This is a genomic window from Devosia epidermidihirudinis, from assembly GCF_000971295.1.
In the GTDB taxonomy this organism is placed as follows: domain Bacteria; phylum Pseudomonadota; class Alphaproteobacteria; order Rhizobiales; family Devosiaceae; genus Devosia; species Devosia epidermidihirudinis.
This window is the reverse complement of record NZ_LANJ01000047.1, coordinates 156,566-174,607: the sequence shown is the minus strand read 5'-3', so window position 1 is coordinate 174,607 and position 18,042 is coordinate 156,566. Positions and strand designations below refer to the sequence as shown.

The window sequence follows — 18,042 nt, the reverse complement described above, 5'->3', positions numbered from 1 at the left end:
CGCCATGCGGTCGGGCGATACAATTGTGGCGCTGTCCTCTGGGACAACGCCATCCGGCGTCGCCGTGATCCGTCTATCGGGTCCCGACGTTCCAAGCATTCTGGTGGCTGTCGCTGGGGCAATTCCAGAACCCCGCAAACTGGTGCTCCGCCCGATCGGCACGGACTCGTTGTTGGACCGAGGCCTCGTGGCCTATTTCCCGGCCCCCCACAGCTTTACCGGCGAACACTGTGCTGAACTCCAGGTTCACGGCTCCCCCGCCGGCGTTCGGGCCATTCTCCGCCTCGTCGTCAATCACGGCGCGCGCCTGGCTGAGGCTGGGGAATTCACGCGACGGGCTTTTGAGAACGGCAAGCTGGACCTGGTTGAAATTGAAGGTCTTGGCGATCTTCTTGATGCCGAAACCGAGAACCAACGCCGTCAGGCGCTCGCGCGATTCGAAGGTGGATTGACCACGCGTATCGATGGTTGGCGGGACCAACTGTTGGATCTGCGCGCAGAAATAGAAGCCCGTCTCGACTTCTCCGATGAAGGTGATGTGGAAGACGCCTTACCTGCAGATTTCGGTCACAAGATTGAAAACCTCCATGCCGACATTACCGAGGCGCATGCCTCGGTCGAGCACGGGCGGGTTATCCGCGAGGGTATTCGCGTCGCCCTGGCCGGTGCGCCGAATGCCGGCAAATCCAGCCTCCTCAATGCACTGTCCAAATCCGACGTGGCCATCGTCACTGAAGAGGCAGGGACCACCCGCGATGTCCGTGAAGTCCCGTTAGACATTGGCGGGCAATTGTTCATCCTGCTCGATCTGGCGGGGCTGCGCGAAACCGATAGCAAGGCCGAAGCCGAGGGTGTTCGCCGCGCCAAACTGGCCATCGAGCAGGCCGATATTGTGCTCTGGCTAACCGCACCCGATATCGCTGATATCGATCGCATCAAAACCACGACGCCAATACTGCGTATCGCCACCAAGACCGACCTCGCCATCCAAAGCGCACCCAGTGATCTGACCGTATCAGTCAAGACAGGGGCAGGGATTAGTGCACTCCTCACCAGGCTGGCCGATATGGGCAAAGACCTTGGCTCTGGGGAACCCGGCCTCTTGAGCCGCGAACGCGACAGACTGGCCCTCGAAGAAGCGCTACACGGGCTCGATGCTGCAGTACGCCAGCTGGCTATGCCGGAACTCGCCGCCGAGAGCCTGCGACTGACATCACAATCGCTCGAGCGCCTGGTGGGGCGCATGGATGCTGAACGCGTACTCGACCGACTGTTTGCAAGTTTCTGCATCGGCAAATGATTCACGTGAAACACCGCCTTGCGCGGGCGCGAATTGATTCACGTGAAACATTACCCTAAAACGCAGCGCGGAGATTGAACACATGACCGACTATGCAGTCATCGTCGTTGGAGGCGGTCACGCCGGCTGTGAAGCCGCGGCCGCATCGGCGCGTCTGGGCGTTCCGACCGCGCTGATCACCCACAAATTCGCGACCATCGGTGAGATGAGCTGCAACCCCGCTATCGGTGGACTAGGCAAAGGTCACCTCGTACGCGAAATCGACGCCCTCGATGGCCTGATGGGTCGCGTTGCCGACGCCGCCGGCATTCAGTTCCGCGTGCTGAACCGCCGCAAGGGTCCAGCGGTGCGCGGCCCCCGGGCGCAGGCTGACCGCAAGCTATATCGCAATGCCATGCAGGCGGCGATCACGGCGCAAGTCAATCTCGACGTCATCGAAGGCGAAGTCGATGATATTGAGGTCAGCAATGGTGTCGTCAGTGGCGTCGTTCTGCTCGACGGTCGTCGCTTTGGTACGAAGGCGGTTGTCCTCACCACTGGCACCTTCCTGCGGGGGCTCATCCATAGTGGAGAGATCACCACCCCAGCCGGACGCGTTGGCGAAAAGCCTGTCCTGGGTCTTTCCACCCGCCTCGAAGCGCTCGGCCTTCGCCTCGGCCGTCTCAAGACCGGCACTCCGGCGCGCCTTGACGGCAGCAGCATTGATTTCTCGGTTCTGGAAGAACAACCGGGTGACACACCACCTGAACCCTTCTCAGCACTGACCGCCGCAATTACCACGCCGCAGGTCAGTTGCCACATCACGCGCACAACTGCAGACACCCATCGGATCATCAGCGACAATCTGCATCGTTCGGCAATGTATTCTGGCCGTATCCAAAGCCGCGGCCCGCGCTATTGTCCATCAATTGAAGATAAGGTTGTTCGCTTTGCAGATCGCGACAGCCATCAGATTTTTCTAGAGCCCGAAGGGCTCGACGACACGACGATCTATCCCAACGGCCTTTCGACCTCGTTGCCGGCCGATGTGCAGCAGGCGTTCCTCGAATCCATGCCGGGCCTGGAGAATGTGCGCATTGTCCGCCCCGGCTATGCCATTGAGTATGACTATGTTGATCCGCGCGAACTGCGCGCCACGCTCGAGGTCAAGCGCCAGCCAGGGCTTTACCTTGCCGGTCAGATCAACGGCACAACCGGATATGAAGAGGCAGGCGCTCAGGGTCTGTTGGCCGGTGCCAATGCGGCCCTTGCGTCCACTGGACGCGAGGCAATCGTGCTGTCGCGTACCGAGAGCTATCTCGGGGTGATGGTGGATGATCTGGTGACGCGCGGCGTCTCCGAGCCCTATCGCATGTTCACCTCCCGCGCTGAATTCCGGCTGCACCTGCGCGCTGACAATGCTGACCAGAGGTTGACGCCAGTCGGCATCGACACTGGCCTTGTTCATGAGGAACGAGCTGAACTCTATCAGACCAAGGCCTCGGCGCTGTCACAGGGTAGGGCGCTGCTCACATCGTTGACGGCCTCACCGACGGTCGCGCGGAAGGCTGGGATCCCAGTCAACGAAGATGGCAAGATCCGCTCGGCCTTCGATCTCTTGTCCTACCCGGATATCACGACGGACGATACCATCCGCCTCTGGCCCGAGATTGCCGAGATTAAGCCGCAGATCATCGAACAGTTGATCGTTGACGCTCAGTATGCCGTCTATCTTGACCGCCAGAAGGGCGACATCGACGCGGTTCGCCGTGATGAGCAGAAGACCATCCCCGAGACGCTGGATTATGCAGTTATTCCAGGGCTTTCCATGGAACTGCGGTCCAAACTGGAGCAACTCCGCCCCCAGACAATTGCGCAGGCCCAAGCCATGGATGGTATGACGCCTGCAGCCATCACCCTTCTGCTTGCGGTCATTCGCCGTGGCGAAATGCGCAAGGCGAGTTAATGCCTGAGATTTACGATAGCATCTTTCCATACGAGGCCTATTTCCATCGACCGCTGGCGGAGGTTGCTGCGGATCTGGAATCTTATGCCCAGCTCCTGCGCAAATGGCAGGTCGTACAGAATCTTGTTTCACGTGAAACACTGGATGATGTTTGGACCCGCCACTTTGCCGATAGCCTTCAGGTCCTGAGGCTGCTGCGGTCGACGGATCAGGTTTTTCTCGACATTGGCAGCGGTGGCGGTTTCCCCGCGCTTCCCTTGGCGATTGCATTGAAGGGTACACCGGCCCACTTCACCCTGGTCGAGCCAAATGGCAGGAAGGTCAGCTTCCTTAGGACTGTCGCCCGAGAGCTTGGGCTTCTGGTCACCGTTGAAGGATCGCGCACGGATCAAATTGATTCACGTGAAACACCGGTGCCGGATGTGATCACGTCGCGCGCCTTGGCCTCGCTCCCGCAATTGTGTGCCTGGATGGCGCCGTTCTTTGGCCCGGAAACCCGGGCAATTCTGCACAAAGGGCGGGAACATGTTGAAGAACTGGCCGAATCGGGTACGCATTGGATTCACGATGTGTTAATAGACAGAAGCGACACCGACCCGAGCGGTGTGCTTCTCACCCTGTCAAATCTTCGTGAGAAATCAGTACGTTAGCGGCAACGAGCTGGAGGCCGATAGTGGCGCCCCGTATCCTGACACTGGCCAATCAGAAGGGTGGCGTGGGTAAAACCACGACCGCCATCAATTTGGCGACCGCTTTGGCGGCAATTGGCGAACGCGTGCTCATCGTTGATTTGGATCCACAGGGTAATGCCTCGACGGGTCTGGGTATTTCGCGCACGGATCGTGAAGTGTCGTCCTACGATCTGCTTGTCGGCGAAGCGACGGTCGCCCAGTCGGCGATTATGACCAGCGTGCCTAATGTTGCCATCGTCCCCTCGACAATGGACCTGCTTGGCGTCGAGCTGACCATTGCCGGTCAGGCCGATCGGGCGTTCAAGCTGCGCAATGCATTCAAGCAGTTGGGTGATCTCACCATCAATGAGCGGCCCGTCAGCTACATTCTGATCGATTGCCCGCCGTCGCTAAACCTGCTGACGGTGAACTCGCTGGTGGCGGCTGATGCGGTGCTGGTGCCTTTACAGTGTGAGTTTTTTGCACTCGAAGGCTTGAGCCAACTGCTTCAAACCATTGAACAAATTCGATCGACCCTCAATCCACGCCTAGCCATCCAGGGCGTGGTGATGACCATGTTCGATAAGCGCAACAATCTCAGCGAGCAGGTGCTCGCCGACGTGCGGAGCGAAATGGGCGATCTGGTTTATGATACGGTGATTCCCCGTAATGTGCGGTTGAGCGAGGCGCCGTCCTATGGCAAGCCAGCGCTGCTGTATGACCTTAAATGTGCTGGCAGCCAGGCCTACCTGCGGCTGGCCACCGAAGTGATCCGCCGTGAGCGGCAGCTCAACGCGGCATAGGAGCCCGAGATGAACGACAAACCGACACGTCTGGGCCGCGGGCTGGCCGCATTGATTGGCGATATGGCGACCATTGAGGGCGCCCGCGTCACCGAGAGCGGCGGCGTCAAACGCCTGCCGGTCGAATTCATCATGGCCAACCGTGCCAACCCGCGCCGGACCTTCGATCCCGAGCAGTTGGAAGATCTGACCAATTCGATCCGCGAAAAGGGCGTGATGCAGCCTCTGCTGGTCCGTCCGAGCGAAGATCCCAACATTTTCGAGCTGATTGCTGGCGAGCGTCGTTGGCGCGCCGCACAGAAGGCGGGCCTGCACGACGTGCCGGTCATCGTACGCGATGTCGACGATAAGGAAGCCCTTGAGCTTGCCATTATCGAAAACGTTCAGCGCGCCGACCTCAATCCGCTTGAAGAAGCCATGGGTTACGGGCAGCTGATCGAGCAGTTCGAGTACACCCAGCAGGATCTGGCGCAGGTGATCGGCAAAAGCCGTTCGCATGTCGCAAACACCCTGCGCCTGCTCAAGCTGCCAGAAGATGTTCGTGGCATGGTATCGAGCGGTGCGCTGACGGCTGGTCATGCCCGTACACTGATTACCGCCGAAGATCCCGCAGCCTTGGCCAAGCAGATCGTGTCTGGTGGTCTTTCCGTGCGTGAAGCCGAAGCCCTGAGCCAGCAGCGCGACGATAGCGGCAAACGCAGGCCTGTGGATGTTGCGCCAGCGCGTGATCCCGACACCGTTGCCCTAGAGCGCCGTCTGTCGGACGCCCTGGGTCTTTCGGTTGCACTCTCGCATGGCGAACGGGGCGGCAAGCTCGAGATTCGCTACAAGACGCTGGAACAGCTCGACGGCATCTGCCTCAAGCTCACCGGCTACCAGAACTAAGTTTCACGTGAAACGCTGCTGCCCTTAGTGGGCAGCAGCCATCATGCACAGCGCCAAGAGCGTCCGGCGGAGCGTTGTCTCCGCAAGCGCGGGGCGACGGCGGCTATCGGCCGTGGTCTGCAGGATACGCTCGCAAGCGATCGCCAGCGCGCTATCATTCCACAACCGCAATTGTTGTTCCAAAGCCGAAGCGCGCGAAAAATGCGGCTTGGGGCGGAGTCCATCGAGCACCATGCGCGGGCTCTTGCCATTGTCCACCTCGACCCGCCAGCGGCGCAGATTGGCGAAGTGGATGGTGCACATTGCCAAAAGGCGTTGTGGATCAACGGCTGAGGAGAGGGCGCGATTGAGCGCCAACTCAAGTTTTTCGGCGTGTCCGCCGCCCGTGGCATCGAGAATGGCATCGATTACCAGCGCGCCATTGTCGGCACAGAGCAGCAGCACATCCTCGCGCGTCAGCGTTTTGCTGGCCGCCGCATAGAGCGTCAGCTTCTCCAGCTCGCGTCGGGTAATCTCGCGGTCATTGCCCAGTATTTCGCGCAGCGTGGTCACGACATCGCCGTCAACCCTGATCCCGTGCTGGTTGAAAGTCTCGCGAATAAGGGTCACCAGCGTCTCATCGCTGTCTGGGTAGCAGGGTAGGGCCCGGCCAAGCTTTGAGGCCTCCACAAGGGCCCGCAAGGCATCCTTGGGCGTCAAATTCCCTGCCTCGAGCACGATAGCTGCGCCACCGGGATCGTCGCGCAGCTCGGTCAGAGTCATGACGATGGATTTGGTGGCGCCCCGCACCCGGATGATTCGTTTACCGCCAAACAAAGAGACGGTTTTGGCCTCAACGGCCAGGATCGACGGGTCGCTGTCGATCTCGGCGGCTTCCAGGGTCACCAGGCTCGCGGATTCCGGATCATTGCCTGTCAACTGGCGGATCAGGCGCTGGGCCGTCTCGCGCACTAGACCGGTATCGGGGCCATAGGCAAGGAAAATGCCTTCCGTCAGGTCAGGTCGCGCGAGAAACCGCGCGACCTCATGGGCTTTCAGTGCGGTCATCAGCGGCTGAGTGCGGCCAGAACGCCCAGACGGAGCGATTCAGCAGCAGCCTTGGCCGCGCGTTCCTCGGCGTCGCTCACGGCGGCATTGTTCGCCATGATCTGATCGCTGTGCGTGTATTCTGCCGTCGCCGATCGCGTGATCGTCACCGGGGCAGATTGCGTGCCGTCACGCTTGGTGATGGTCAGCGTCGCGGTGACTGTCACGGCGCGTGGCTTGCCGGGGTTGGCGGTCACCGACCGCGCCTCCGTCGTCACGCTCCGGCTGGCACTCACTTTTGCCAGAGGCGCCGTCTCTGCGCTGGACGCGGCAAAGCGCAGGGACAGTTCCTGATAGATCACCTGCTCGAGCCGACTATTTGGCTTGGCGTAGGCCAGGTTCAGCATTGGCTGGTCGGCCAATGCTCCACTATAGACCGGGCTGAAGCTGCAGGCGCCCAGCGCCAGGCCCATACCGAGCAGTAGTCCGGCAAAGGCCATAGGGCGCACGGCTTTAGATAACGACATTGACGATCCTGTCTGGGACGATGACGATCTTCTTGGGTGCCTTGCCGTCCAGAATGCGGACAATCTCGTCCATAGACAAGACCAGTTTTTCGACATCGGCTGCGGCAGTGCCCTTAGCAACCACGACTTCGCCGCGGCGTTTGCCATTGATCTGGATCGGCATGGTGACGCTGTCATCAACCAGCAAAGCTGGGTCGACCTCTGGCCACGGCGCATCAGCCACCAGACCGGCCTTGCCGAGCTCGGCCCAGCAGGTTTCCGCCAGATGTGGCATCATTGGTGCCAACAACTGGATCAGGCGTTCCACACCGTCAGCAAGGGCATCCAGACGGCTTGCAGGGGCGGCGCTGGCAATGCCTGCCGACCGCACAAGGGCGTTGGTCAGCTCATAGATCTGGGCCACAGCGCGGTTGAAGCGCAGGCCCTCGATATCGTCCGCCACGGAATGGACGGCGCGATGGGCGATCTTGCGGAGGGTCTTGCCTTCTTCATCGTCGGCTGTACGAACAATATCCGAAGACTGTTTGATCAGGCTGATCGTTTCACCTACCAGACGCCAGACACGCTGCTGGAAGCGGCTGGCGCCTTCAACACCGGCCTCGGTCCACTGGAAGTCACGTTCCGGAGGCGAATCCGACAGCATGAACCAGCGCGCGGTATCGGCGCCATAGGTGGCAACGATCTCGTCGGGGTCCACCACGTTCTTCTTGGACTTGCTCATCTTTTCGACCGAACCGATGGTGATCGGTGCGCCTGAATCGATGTGACGGCCGGTGCGCTGCTCACCATTGGTGTCGAACAGAACTTCGGTCGGGTTCACCCATTCGCCGGTCTCGGACTTGTAGGTCTCGTGGGTCACCATTCCCTGGGTAAACAGGCCCTTGAACGGCTCGTCGAGCCCCACATGGCCGGTCGCCTTCATGGCCCGGGTGAAATAGCGCGAATACAGCAGGTGCAGGATCGCGTGCTCAACGCCACCGATATACTGATCCACAGGCAGCCAGTGATCGGCCACGGCCGGGATCGTTGGGGTTTCAGCCTGAGGTGCGGTAAAGCGGGCGAAATACCAGGACGAGTCGACGAATGTGTCCATGGTGTCGGTTTCACGACGCGCTGCGCCACCGCATTGCGGGCAGTTGACGTGCTTCCAGGTCGGGTGATGGTCCAGCGCATTGCCGGGCTTGTCGAAGCTGACATCCTCGGGCAGCACCACCGGCAGGTCCTTTTTCGGCACGGGCAGGGTGCCACAGACCTCGCAATGGATCACCGGGATCGGGCAGCCCCAATAGCGCTGGCGCGAGACGCCCCAGTCGCGCAGGCGGTAGTTAACCTCGACCTTGCCCTGCGGCTTGCCGTCGACGGTGCGGCCAGCGAAATGCTCGGCTACAGCCTTCTTGGCCTCGTCGACCGTCAGGCCATCGAGGAAACCGGAATTGTAGATGTGACCAGCGTCAACATTGGCTTCATCGCCAATGACAAAGCTTGCCGCGTCGGCGCCATTGGGCAGCACGACCGGGATGACGGGCAGGTCATATTTGCGGGCGAAGTCCAGGTCGCGCTGATCATGGGCCGGGCAACCAAAAATGGCGCCGGTGCCGTAATCCATCAGCACGAAATTGGCGACATAGACGGGTAGGGTCTGGCCCTCAAGCACCGGATGCTTGACGTAAAGGCCGGTGAACACGCCCTTTTTCTCGGCCTTTTCCAGCGCTTCGGTCGCGGTGCCCTGACGATGGCATTCGGCGACGAACTCGCTCAGCACTGCATTGGTCTTGGCCAGCTCGGTGGTCAGCGGATGATCTGCCGACAGCGCCAGGAACGAGGCGCCGAAAATGGTGTCGGGGCGGGTGGTAAACACCTCAAGGCTCTGCACGGCCGTGGCGTCTGATGCCACCAGCTCGAACTGCAGGCGCAGGCCCTCGGACTTGCCAATCCAGTTGCGCTGCATGGTGCGCACTTTTTCGGGCCAATCGGTCAGCCCGTCCAGCGCTGACAGCAGATCTTCGGCATAGTCGGAAATCTTGAAGAACCACTGGGTCAGCTCGCGCTGCTCCACCGGTGCGCCCGAGCGCCAGCCCTTGCCGTCAATGACCTGCTCATTGGCCAGAACGGTCATGTCGACCGGATCCCAGTTGACCTTGGACTGCTTGCGGGTCACCAGGCCCGCCGCCATCATGTCGATGAACATGGCCTGCTGGTGCTGGTAGTATTCGGGTTCGCAGGTGGCGATTTCACGCGACCAGTCCAGCGACAGTCCCATCGACTTCAACTGGGTGCGCATTGCCGCAATATTGGCGCGGGTCCAGGTGCCGGGATGGGTTTTGCGTTCGATCGCCGCGTTTTCCGCCGGCAGACCAAAGGCGTCCCAGCCCATGGGGTGCAGTACATTTTTGCCGCGGGCACGGTGGTAGCGGGCCACCACATCGCCCATGGCGTAATTGCGCACATGGCCCATATGGATGCGGCCCGATGGATAGGGGAACATCTCAAGGACGTAGTATTTCTCGCGCTTGTCGTCATTGGAGGCAACGAAGCTGCGGGCATCATCCCACACCTGCTGCCATTTGGGTTCCATTTCGCGCGGATTGTAGCGTTCGACGCTCACTTGATCGTCCTCGAAGATTTGATTGGCAAGGCGCAGCAAAGACCGGCGCAGCTTGCGTTTCCTAGGGATTTTGGCTACCGGACCATCATCAGAAATCCCCCCCTAGGTCAACAGGAACGGGCCCAAAGCATGGACAAGACCACGATCGACGCCGCGGCCAGCCTTGCCGATATCGGTGCGCGCATGGCCGCTGCCAAGGCCCGATTCGGCCCACCAGCAGACAGTGTGCAGCTGGTGGCCGTGTCCAAGACCGTCCCGGCAGACGCCATTGCGCCCTATCTTGCGGCGGGCCAGCGCGTGTTCGGCGAAAATCGCGTGCAGGAGGCCAAGGACAAGTGGCCCGAGTTGCGGCGGGAGTATCCTGATGTACAGGTCCATCTGATCGGTCCGCTGCAGACCAACAAGGTGCGCGAGGCCGTCGCCCTGTTCGATGTTATCGAGACGGTGGATCGCGACAAGCTCGCGGCGGCGCTGGGTGAAGAGATGGCAGCCAGCGGCCGGCACCTGACGTGCTTCGTGCAGGTCAATATCGGCGGAGAGGCCCAGAAAAGCGGCATTTCTCCGGAAGAAACCGTTGATTTCGTTGCCCGCTGCCGGAATGAATTCAAGCTCGAGATCGTTGGTCTGATGTGCATTCCGCCCGATGGGCAGCCAGCTGGTCCCTATTTCGCCCACCTGGCCACGCTTGGCCGTGCGGCAGGCGTTGCGAACCTATCCATGGGCATGAGCGGGGACTTTGAAACCGCCATCGGCATGGGCGCCACCCATGTGCGTGTTGGCTCGGCGCTGTTTGGCGCGCGCCCCCCATTGGAACAGCCAGCATAGAATTTTCGGAATAGTCTTTTGCCACTGCAACCTAGAGGGGGGATATCTCGTTGCTGTTGAGAATAACGGTGTTGTGATTAGTTGACCAAAAGGCAGTCGCAATATTGTGAGCAGTGGGCGGGCCAAACGCAAAAGACCCGGAGAAAACAATGATTAAGCGACGCATCTTGCTGGTCGATGATGATGCAGACCTGCGCCAGACCCTGGTCGAACAGCTCGAGGCGGAAAATGAGTTCGACATTTATCAGGCCGGCACAGCCAATGACGCCCTAAAGGCGACCCGCGAACACAATATCGATCTGATGATCCTCGATGTCGGTCTGCCCGACATGGATGGTCGCGAAGCGGTCAAGGTGCTGCGCTCGGAGGGCTACAAAAGCCCGATCCTGATGCTGACCGGCCATGACAGTGATGCCGACCAGATCCGTGGTCTCGAATCTGGGGCCAATGACTATCTGACCAAGCCGTTCCGCTATCCGGTGCTGCTGGCCCGCATCAATGCGGCGCTGCGCCAGCATGATCAGAGCGAAGATGTGGTCTTCACCATCGGTCACTACAGTTTCCAGCCCTCGGCCAAGATCCTCGAAGCCAATGACGGCAACAAGGTTCGCCTGACCGACAAGGAAACCTCGATTCTCAAATATCTCTACCGGCAGGGCCCCAAGACCATCACGCGCGACGTGCTGCTCAAAGAAGTCTGGGGCTATAACAACCGGGTCACCACGCACACGCTGGAAACGCACATCTACCGCCTTCGCCAGAAGATCGAACGTGATCCATCCAATGCCCGTCTGCTGGTCACGGAAGAGGGCGGCTATCGTCTTGTGCCGTAAAAGTGGTGGAGTGCGGTGCCAGACAGGCTGGTGGACGCAAAATCCAGTACAAAGCGACGCAAATTGCCCTATAGGATGATGTGATCCCGCTTCTGTGGGATCACAGCGCATCCGGATTGGGCATATGATCAGGGACGATGCGGCCGCGGCTCTGGCGCAGGCCGAATTCTTCGATATCTGCGACGACGAACAGCGGCGGATGCTGGCATTCGCTGGTGAGACGCGCCATGTTGACCCCGATGAGGTGCTGTATCAGGAAGGCGACGTGCCACAGGGCGCCTTCGTTCTGCTCAATGGTACCCTCAAGGCCAAGCCGCAGAGCGGCAAGCCCTACGCCATTTCCGAGACCGGCAGCGTGGTTTCGGCCATGGCGCTTATCCTGGCCAAGCCACGCCCCATCACCATCACTGCTGTCACCGATTGCACCGTGCTGTTCGTGCCGCGTCAGGCATTCCTCAAACTCGTGCAACAATCGCCTGATCTGGCGCACCGCGCCATGGAGCGTATCCAGACCGATTTGGGCAATTATCTCGGCGCATTGGAGCCATCGCGCCGCAAGATGAAGGGCGAATAGGTTCTTTTCGTCCGCATAGAGAAGGCTAACCGCTCCAGCGTCCCCTCGCCCGTCAGGGGAGAGAGCTGGGGTGAGGGGTGAAGGCCCCTCAGCTCCCGCTGCTATGTCGCCCCGTTAGATCCCAGCGAACCGCGCGATCACCGGCACGTGGTCACTTGGCTTCTCGGTCCAGCCGCGGGCGGGGCGGATGATTTCTGCGCCGATCGAGTGGGCGGCGATATCCGCCGTGGACCAGATGTGGTCGAGACGACGACCCTTGTCGGCATTGTCCCAGTCGGCGCTGCGATAGCTCCACCAAGAATAGAGCTTCTGGTCATAGGGCACATGCTTGCGGACGAGATCGGTCCAACCATGGCCACCATTGAGAATGGCGTTAAGGGCCTCGGTCTCGATGGGCGTGTGGCTCACTACCTTAAGCAGCTGCTTGTGGCTCCAGACGTCGTTTTCGTGCGGTGCGATATTGAAATCGCCGGCAATCAGATGGCCGCGCTGGAAAATGGGTTCGTTGAACCAGCTGGTCAATTCGCTGAGGAACCCCAACTTGTGCTTGAACTTGGGGTTGATCTCGGGATCGGCCTCGTCGCCGCCTGCCGGGATGTAGAAATTATGCAGCGTGATTGGCCCATGCCCAAGATTAACCAGCGCCGAGACGTGGCGTGATTCGGGGATTTCGCAGAACACGCGGCTCGACACATCGGTCAGCGGGAACTTCGAGACGATCGCAACGCCATGATAGCCTTTTTGCCCATGCACGGCCTGATGCGGGTAGCCCGCCTCGGCAAAGGCATTGGCCGGAAACTGGTCATTGGTGCATTTGATTTCCTGCAACATCAGCACGTCTGGCTGATACTGCGCCAGAAAATCGAGCACCATGGGCAGGCGCAGGCGAACAGAATTGATGTTCCAGGTGACGACGGCGGTGGTCATGATTGGCTCTGCGAGGCGGGCGGGGCCTCCTTATCGCCAAGCCGTCGCGCGAGGTAAAGCCGGAAATGGCAAGGGACGGGCGGCAAGGTGGATTGCCCGGACAAGCCGGGCAATGACGGGCAGGGTTGTGCAATGCGGCGGGAAGGCAAGTCCCCGTCCAACTCATCCCCATCCCAAGCGTCATCACCCGGCTTGTCCGGGTGATCCACCTTCCTGGAGGAAGTGATCTGGGTGCCGCCTAACAGGCCGCTCCACCTGCATCCCAACAAACAAAAAACCCGGCCTTGCGACCGGGTTCTTCAAATTTGGCAGAGCGTGGGACTTATTCAGCCTTTGGCGCTTCTTCTGCGGCAGCGGCCTCAGCGGCGGCTGCTGCAGCCGCTGCTGCGGCTTCTGCGTCCTTGGCTGCCTGCTCGGCTGCGAAAGCCTCTGCGGCTGCAATCTTCTCGGCTTCGCGAGCGTTCTTGGCTTCCAGAGCTGCGGTGCGCTCGGATGCTTCGATCTTCTTGGTACGCGAATTCGTCGATTCGAAAATACGAGCCGATTTACCGCGACGGTCGCGCAGGTAGTACAGCTTGGCGCGACGAACCTTACCGCGCTTGAGGACTTCAACCGAAGCCACGTTTGGCGAATAGAGTGGGAACACGCGTTCCACGCCTTCACCATAGGAAATCTTGCGCACGGTGAAGCTGGCGGTGATGCCGCCGCCGTTGAGGGCGATCACGACGCCTTCATAAGCCTGCAGACGTTCCTTGTCGCCTTCGCGGATCTTCACCCAAACCTTGACGGTATCGCCATGGGTAAAGTCGGGAAGCTCGCGCTTGGCGGCCAGTTCAGCAACGTGCTCGGCATTGAGCTGCTGGATGATATTCATTCGATCCGTCCTGATCTTTTCAATGGAGCGATTGTTCGGTGCCGATAGGCTGGCCCGATCGCCCGGTCTTGGTTGGTAACGGAGGTTTTTTGGTCTTTTTATTCTTGGTGCGTGCGAGGTCCGATAAGCCCCACACACGGTAGTGGCGGCTCCTTAGGCGAAAAGCAGTCCGGAGTCTAGGCTTTTGGACGTTTTGGTGACGAATAGGCCGCCATCAGGTCCGGTCGGCGCGCCGCGGTGATCGCAAGGCTCTGCTCGCCCCGCCACTTGGCAATCTTGCCATGATCGCCCGAAGTCAGCACCGCTGGGATGTCGACGCCCTCAAAGCTCTGTGGCCGCGTATATTGCGGATATTCCAGAAGCCCATTTTCAAAGCTTTCATCGGCATGGCTATCGACGCCACCCAATACACCAGGAATGAGCCGCACAACGGCCTCCAACAGCACCATGGCGGCAACTTCGCCACCGGCGAGCACATAGTCGCCAATCGAGATTTCCTCGAGCTGGCGGCCGTCTATGACGCGCTGGTCGATGCCCTCGAAACGCCCACAGACGATCACCGCGCCCGGCCCCAGTGCCAGTTCGCGTGCGCGCTTCTGAGTCAGCGGCTTGCCGCGAGGTGACATCAGAATGCGAGGGCGAGGATCGCCCTGGGGCGCGATGGTGTCGATGGCCGCGGCCAGAATATCGGGTTTGAGCACCATGCCGGCGCCGCCGCCCGATGGACTGTCGTCCACGGTGCGGTGCTTGTCGGTGGCAAAGTCGCGCAGATTGGTGGCCCGCAGCGACCAGAGATCATCAGAGAGCCCGCGTCCCAAGACAGATGCGCCCAGTGGCCCCGGAAAGAGGTCCGGGAACAGGGTTATGATATCAGCCGAGAAGCTCAATCGGGCTCTTCCTCGCCGGCATCGGCCTCGGTTGGTGCCACGATCACCAGATAGCCATCGGCGACGTGAATGTTCGGCACCACGGCTTTGGTGAAGGGGTAGAGATAGGTATCGCCCGATTGCGGATCACGGACTTCGATCAGGTCGCCCGCACCAAAGTTCGGCAGGGCCGAAACCGTGCCGATGACGACACCCGATTCCAGCCGTGCTTCGAGACCGAGAAGATCGGCGTGGTAGAAATCATCCTCATCGTCGGGATCGGGCAGCTTGCTGCGATCGACAAAGAGGTTCACGCCGTTGAGCTTTTCGGCCTCGGTGCGATCGGTAATGCCCTTGATGTGAGCGATGACCACATTTTTCTGCAGGCGCAGCTTGGTGATGGTCACGGTCAGACCGGGCCGGTCGGTCTCGAGGGGGCCGTAGGAGCCGATGGCCTCGGGATCCTGGGTATGGGTGGCGATGCGCACCTGGCCACGGATGCCATGTGCGGCCCCGATCTGGCCCAAAAGGATACGGCTTTTATCTGGGGTCATGCTGGCTCCGTCTGTCTTTGCTCGTTCCTAGCAGGGCGCGCCCGGCTTGGGAATTGACCCGTTGCACAGAACGGAACCAAGCGGGCCGCCCGCGATTAACAGAGCAGGGCAAAACAGGAGCCAAAGATGGCCAAGATTCTCACCGACCGCACCGAAATCCGCGAATGGGCCAGCGCCCGCGCCGGCAGCCCCATGTTGATGGAGACGCCGGATGGTACGGGCAGTCGCACCCTGCTGCAGCTGACCTTTGGCCAGCATGCGCTTAATACTGACGGCAATGAGGGCCCAGATCGGCTGGGTGGATTTCAGCTGGTCAGCTGGGACGACTGGTTCACCGCGCTCGAGGCCAACAAGCTGGCGCTGCGCGTGTCGGATGATCCGGCCGGTGGCAATGAAGCCGAGTTCGAGTTTGTCGGGCGGGACTAGTCCCCCGCCCGATCAAAGCCTCGGCGACATCAGTTCTGCGCGGGAAGCGCGTTGAGGCCGCCCTCATAGAGGCGCATGGTAGCCTCGATGTCATCGATGTGCATGGTGAGGCCGGCTTCGACAGCTTCGGCCTGGCGGCGCAGCAGATCGCGGCGCGAGATCAGGTCGAAGCGTTCGCTTTCGAGTTCCTTGAGCGCAAGATCGATGCGATCACGGTGGGCGGCAAGACGTTGCACCATGGGCGCCGCCTGCTTTGCAGCTTCCTGCATCACGGCTTCCATCTGTTCAATTTCAGGTTGGACAATTTTTAAAGTAGTCTTCGGTCTGGTGGTCATTTCGCTCACTTCAGTAGGGGGGGCTACTGCAGAACAACGCGAAAGCAGGTTCCGCAGTTCGATAAATGATTTGACTTAATGCCAACGGCGCGTTTGTCCAAAGCTTTACTTGTTGTTTACCTTAACGCCGGAAGTCTCGATTCAAATTGGAACTAGTTGTGACGTGCAAAAAGCGCGCGAAAACTAGCTCTCGTCTGCCGAGGATTCGATGGCTTCCATGTCCTCGTCAGAAAAGCCAAAGTGATGGCCTAGCTCATGAATCAGCACGTGCGTGACGACTTCGCCGAGCGTGTTGTCATCATGCTCCGCCCAGTAGTCGAGGATGGCGCGGCGATAGAGATAAACAGTATTGGGGAGTTGACCTGTCTGCGGCATGGCGCCGTCTTCGGTCATGCCAATTCCAGAAAACAAACCCATCAGTTCAAAGGGGCTTTCCATGCCAAAACTGGCAAGGATGTCTTCTTCGGCATAGTCGGCCACTGAGCAGGTCACGTCAGCGGCGAGGGAGCGAAACGGCTCCGGCAGATCTTTGAGGGCCTGGCTGGCCAGACCCTCAATATCGTCAAGGGTGGGCGCGTAACGCGTCCCCCAATCGGTCGGGCTTATTGCCACTCGCGGATGTCGACGAAGTGGCCAGCAATCGCTGCAGCGGCGGCCATGGCAGGCGACACCAGATGGGTGCGACCCTTGAAGCCCTGGCGGCCTTCGAAGTTGCGGTTGGACGTCGAGGCGCAGCGTTCCTGCGGCTTGAGCTTGTCCGGGTTCATTGCCAGGCACATCGAGCAGCCGGGTTCGCGCCATTCAAAGCCGGCGTCGAGGAAGATCTTGTGCAGGCCTTCAGCCTCGGCCTGATCCTTGACCAAACCCGAGCCGGGCACGACCATGGCGTCAACGCCGACAGCGACCTTGCGGTCACCGATGACGGCAGCGGCGGCGCGCAGATCTTCGATACGGCCATTGGTGCACGAACCGATAAACACGCGTTCTACCGTGATGTCGGTGATGTTGGTGCCGGGTTTCAGGCCCATATAGTCGAGCGCACGCCACTTGGAGGCCCGCTTGTTCTCGTCTTCGATGTCATCGGGGTTCGGCACGACGCCGGTGACCGAGATGACGTCTTCCGGCGAAGATCCCCAGCTGACGATTGGAGGCAACTTGGCGGCATCGAGGATCACCACCTTGTCGTAAACCGCGCCCTCGTCGGTATAAAGGGTCTTCCAGTATTCGACGGCCATATCCCAGGCCTTGCCCTTGGGCGCGCGGTTGCGGCCTTCGACATAGTCGAACGTGGTCTGGTCGGGGGCGATCAGGCCCGCGCGGGCGCCGCCTTCAATGGTCATATTGCAGACCGTCATGCGGCCTTCCATCGACAGCGACTGGATGGCTTCGCCAGCAAATTCGATGACGTGGCCATTGCCGCCGGCAGTGCCGATTTCGCCGATGATAGCGAGGATGATGTCCTTGGCAGTGACGTGGGGCGGCAGTTTGCCATCCACGCGCACCAGCATGTTCTTGGCCTTCTGCTGGATCAGCGTCTGGGTCGCCAGAACGTGTTCCACCTCAGAGGTGCCGATACCGTGTGCCAGCGCACCAAACGCGCCATGCGTCGAGGTATGGCTGTCGCCACAAACGATGGTCATGCCGGGCAGGGTGAAACCCTGCTCGGGCCCAACGATGTGCACAATGCCCTGACGCTTGTCGAACGGGTCAAAATATTCGATGCCGAATTCGCTGGTGTTCTCGGCCAGAGCGGCGATCTGCACGGCGCTTTCGGGATCAGGATTGGGCAGCGACCGGTCGGTGGTGGGGACGTTGTGGTCCACCACGGCCAGCGTGCGCTCTGGATGGCGCACCTTGCGACCGTTCATGCGCAGACCTTCGAACGCCTGCGGGCTCGTGACTTCGTGAACGAGGTGGCGGTCAATATAGAGCAGCGAGGTTCCGTCCTCGTTGTTCTGAACCAGATGGTCGTCCCAGATCTTGTCGTAGAGCGTGCGAGCCTTGGTCATAGCATAATCCGGCAAGGGAAGTTTGGAGTGGTTCTAAGCCAGCAGGGGCATGGGGGT

At 60.3% G+C, this 18,042-nt stretch carries 19 protein-coding genes; 9 read left to right on the top strand and 10 right to left on the bottom strand.

Features of this window, described 5'->3' with window-relative positions:
- Positions 1–25: 25 nt before the first annotated feature.
- The 5 genes from mnmE (at position 26) to WH87_RS18550 (ending at position 5,604) form a co-directional block, all read left to right on the top strand.
- Positions 26–1,300 carry a tRNA uridine-5-carboxymethylaminomethyl(34) synthesis GTPase MnmE gene (gene mnmE / locus WH87_RS18570; RefSeq protein ID WP_245622490.1) on the top strand — a complete coding sequence of 425 codons (1,275 nt, stop codon included), beginning with the start codon at positions 26–28 and terminating at the stop codon, positions 1,298–1,300.
- Positions 1,301–1,382: 82 nt separating this feature from the next.
- A complete protein-coding gene (mnmG, locus tag WH87_RS18565) occupies positions 1,383–3,245 on the top strand; it encodes a tRNA uridine-5-carboxymethylaminomethyl(34) synthesis enzyme MnmG (protein ID WP_046139558.1) in 1,863 nt (620 codons plus the stop codon).
- Positions 3,245–3,895, top strand: coding sequence for a 16S rRNA (guanine(527)-N(7))-methyltransferase RsmG (rsmG, locus tag WH87_RS18560; RefSeq protein WP_052726494.1), 651 nt, complete (start codon positions 3,245–3,247; stop codon positions 3,893–3,895). The genes mnmG and rsmG overlap by 1 nt, the downstream gene beginning before the upstream one ends.
- Before the next feature lie 23 nt (positions 3,896–3,918).
- Positions 3,919–4,719 carry a ParA family protein gene (locus tag WH87_RS18555; protein WP_046139559.1) on the top strand — a complete coding sequence of 267 codons (801 nt, stop codon included), beginning with the start codon at positions 3,919–3,921 and terminating at the stop codon, positions 4,717–4,719.
- Positions 4,720–4,728: 9 nt separating this feature from the next.
- Positions 4,729–5,604: a ParB/RepB/Spo0J family partition protein gene (locus tag WH87_RS18550; RefSeq protein ID WP_046139560.1), complete on the top strand. Its 876-nt coding sequence runs from the start codon at positions 4,729–4,731 to the stop codon at positions 5,602–5,604.
- Positions 5,605–5,628: 24 nt separating this feature from the next.
- On the opposite strand, the gene holA is transcribed toward WH87_RS18550, so the two are convergent.
- The 3 genes from holA to leuS are packed head-to-tail and all read right to left on the bottom strand — an operon-like array spanning position 5,629 to position 9,762.
- Entirely contained in the window at positions 5,629–6,651 is a 1,023-nt protein-coding gene (gene holA / locus WH87_RS18545; RefSeq protein ID WP_046139561.1) for a DNA polymerase III subunit delta, read from the bottom strand.
- The gene (locus WH87_RS18540) at positions 6,651–7,157 is read right to left on the bottom strand and encodes a hypothetical protein (RefSeq protein WP_197410856.1); all 507 of its coding nucleotides are present in this window, start codon (positions 7,155–7,157) and stop codon (positions 6,651–6,653) included. Before WH87_RS18540 ends, holA begins: the two co-directional genes overlap by 1 nt.
- Positions 7,144–9,762, bottom strand: coding sequence for a leucine--tRNA ligase (leuS, locus tag WH87_RS18535; RefSeq protein WP_046139860.1), 2,619 nt, complete (start codon positions 9,760–9,762; stop codon positions 7,144–7,146). Before leuS ends, WH87_RS18540 begins: the two co-directional genes overlap by 14 nt.
- 144 nt (positions 9,763–9,906) lie before the next feature.
- Here leuS and WH87_RS18530 point away from each other — a divergent pair, with 144 nt between their 5' ends.
- From WH87_RS18530 to WH87_RS18520, 3 genes are all read left to right on the top strand, one after another.
- Complete coding sequence (locus WH87_RS18530) at positions 9,907–10,587, top strand: YggS family pyridoxal phosphate-dependent enzyme (RefSeq protein WP_407060058.1); 681 nt, start codon at positions 9,907–9,909, stop codon at positions 10,585–10,587.
- 149 nt (positions 10,588–10,736) lie between these two features.
- The gene (locus tag WH87_RS18525; protein ID WP_046139564.1) at positions 10,737–11,420 is read left to right on the top strand and encodes a response regulator transcription factor; all 684 of its coding nucleotides are present in this window, start codon (positions 10,737–10,739) and stop codon (positions 11,418–11,420) included.
- Between the two features lie 124 nt (positions 11,421–11,544).
- Entirely contained in the window at positions 11,545–11,994 is a 450-nt protein-coding gene (locus tag WH87_RS18520) for a Crp/Fnr family transcriptional regulator (protein WP_046139565.1), read from the top strand.
- Positions 11,995–12,108: 114 nt separating this feature from the next.
- Here WH87_RS18520 and WH87_RS18515 read toward each other — a convergent pair whose 3' ends face one another.
- The 4 genes from WH87_RS18515 to rimM form a co-directional block, all read right to left on the bottom strand.
- The gene (locus WH87_RS18515; RefSeq protein WP_046139566.1) at positions 12,109–12,921 is read right to left on the bottom strand and encodes an exodeoxyribonuclease III; all 813 of its coding nucleotides are present in this window, start codon (positions 12,919–12,921) and stop codon (positions 12,109–12,111) included.
- Positions 12,922–13,243: 322 nt separating this feature from the next.
- The gene (gene rplS, locus WH87_RS18510) at positions 13,244–13,795 is read right to left on the bottom strand and encodes a 50S ribosomal protein L19 (RefSeq protein WP_046139567.1); all 552 of its coding nucleotides are present in this window, start codon (positions 13,793–13,795) and stop codon (positions 13,244–13,246) included.
- Positions 13,796–13,971: 176 nt separating this feature from the next.
- Positions 13,972–14,682 carry a tRNA (guanosine(37)-N1)-methyltransferase TrmD gene (gene trmD, locus WH87_RS18505; protein WP_046139568.1) on the bottom strand — a complete coding sequence of 237 codons (711 nt, stop codon included), beginning with the start codon at positions 14,680–14,682 and terminating at the stop codon, positions 13,972–13,974.
- A complete protein-coding gene (gene rimM, locus WH87_RS18500) occupies positions 14,679–15,215 on the bottom strand; it encodes a ribosome maturation factor RimM (protein ID WP_046139569.1) in 537 nt (178 codons plus the stop codon). Before rimM ends, trmD begins: the two co-directional genes overlap by 4 nt.
- A 126-nt stretch (positions 15,216–15,341) precedes the next feature.
- Between rimM and WH87_RS18495 the strand changes: the two genes are divergently transcribed.
- Positions 15,342–15,641 carry a hypothetical protein gene (locus WH87_RS18495; protein ID WP_046139570.1) on the top strand — a complete coding sequence of 100 codons (300 nt, stop codon included), beginning with the start codon at positions 15,342–15,344 and terminating at the stop codon, positions 15,639–15,641.
- A gap of 29 nt (positions 15,642–15,670) precedes the next feature.
- Here WH87_RS18495 and WH87_RS18490 read toward each other — a convergent pair whose 3' ends face one another.
- The 3 genes from WH87_RS18490 to leuC form a co-directional block, all read right to left on the bottom strand.
- Positions 15,671–15,910, bottom strand: a complete 240-nt coding sequence (locus tag WH87_RS18490) for a hypothetical protein (protein WP_156458294.1) — start codon at positions 15,908–15,910, stop codon at positions 15,671–15,673.
- Between the two features lie 249 nt (positions 15,911–16,159).
- A complete protein-coding gene (locus WH87_RS18485; RefSeq protein WP_082092803.1) occupies positions 16,160–16,582 on the bottom strand; it encodes a metallopeptidase family protein in 423 nt (140 codons plus the stop codon).
- Positions 16,579–17,985, bottom strand: coding sequence for a 3-isopropylmalate dehydratase large subunit (gene leuC, locus WH87_RS18480; RefSeq protein ID WP_046139573.1), 1,407 nt, complete (start codon positions 17,983–17,985; stop codon positions 16,579–16,581). The genes WH87_RS18485 and leuC overlap by 4 nt, the downstream gene beginning before the upstream one ends.
- Positions 17,986–18,042: the final 57 nt, after the last annotated feature.

Bases quoted from the DNA above. Each gene is read 5' to 3' on its own strand.
- mnmG (WP_046139558.1), top strand. From the start codon at position 1,383: ATGACCGACTATGCAGTCATCGTCGTTGGAGGCGGTCACGCCGGCTGT.
- rsmG (WP_052726494.1), top strand. From the start codon at position 3,245: ATGCCTGAGATTTACGATAGCATCTTTCCATACGAGGCCTATTTCCAT.
- WH87_RS18550 (WP_046139560.1), top strand. From the start codon at position 4,729: ATGAACGACAAACCGACACGTCTGGGCCGCGGGCTGGCCGCATTGATT.
- holA (WP_046139561.1), bottom strand. From the start codon at position 6,651: ATGACCGCACTGAAAGCCCATGAGGTCGCGCGGTTTCTCGCGCGACCT.
- WH87_RS18540 (WP_197410856.1), bottom strand. From the start codon at position 7,157: ATGTCGTTATCTAAAGCCGTGCGCCCTATGGCCTTTGCCGGACTACTG.
- WH87_RS18525 (WP_046139564.1), top strand. From the start codon at position 10,737: ATGATTAAGCGACGCATCTTGCTGGTCGATGATGATGCAGACCTGCGC.
- WH87_RS18520 (WP_046139565.1), top strand. From the start codon at position 11,545: ATGATCAGGGACGATGCGGCCGCGGCTCTGGCGCAGGCCGAATTCTTC.
- WH87_RS18515 (WP_046139566.1), bottom strand. From the start codon at position 12,921: ATGACCACCGCCGTCGTCACCTGGAACATCAATTCTGTTCGCCTGCGC.
- rplS (WP_046139567.1), bottom strand. From the start codon at position 13,795: ATGAATATCATCCAGCAGCTCAATGCCGAGCACGTTGCTGAACTGGCC.
- rimM (WP_046139569.1), bottom strand. From the start codon at position 15,215: ATGACCCCAGATAAAAGCCGTATCCTTTTGGGCCAGATCGGGGCCGCA.
- WH87_RS18495 (WP_046139570.1), top strand. From the start codon at position 15,342: ATGGCCAAGATTCTCACCGACCGCACCGAAATCCGCGAATGGGCCAGC.
- WH87_RS18490 (WP_156458294.1), bottom strand. From the start codon at position 15,910: ATGCAGGAAGCTGCAAAGCAGGCGGCGCCCATGGTGCAACGTCTTGCC.
- leuC (WP_046139573.1), bottom strand. From the start codon at position 17,985: ATGACCAAGGCTCGCACGCTCTACGACAAGATCTGGGACGACCATCTG.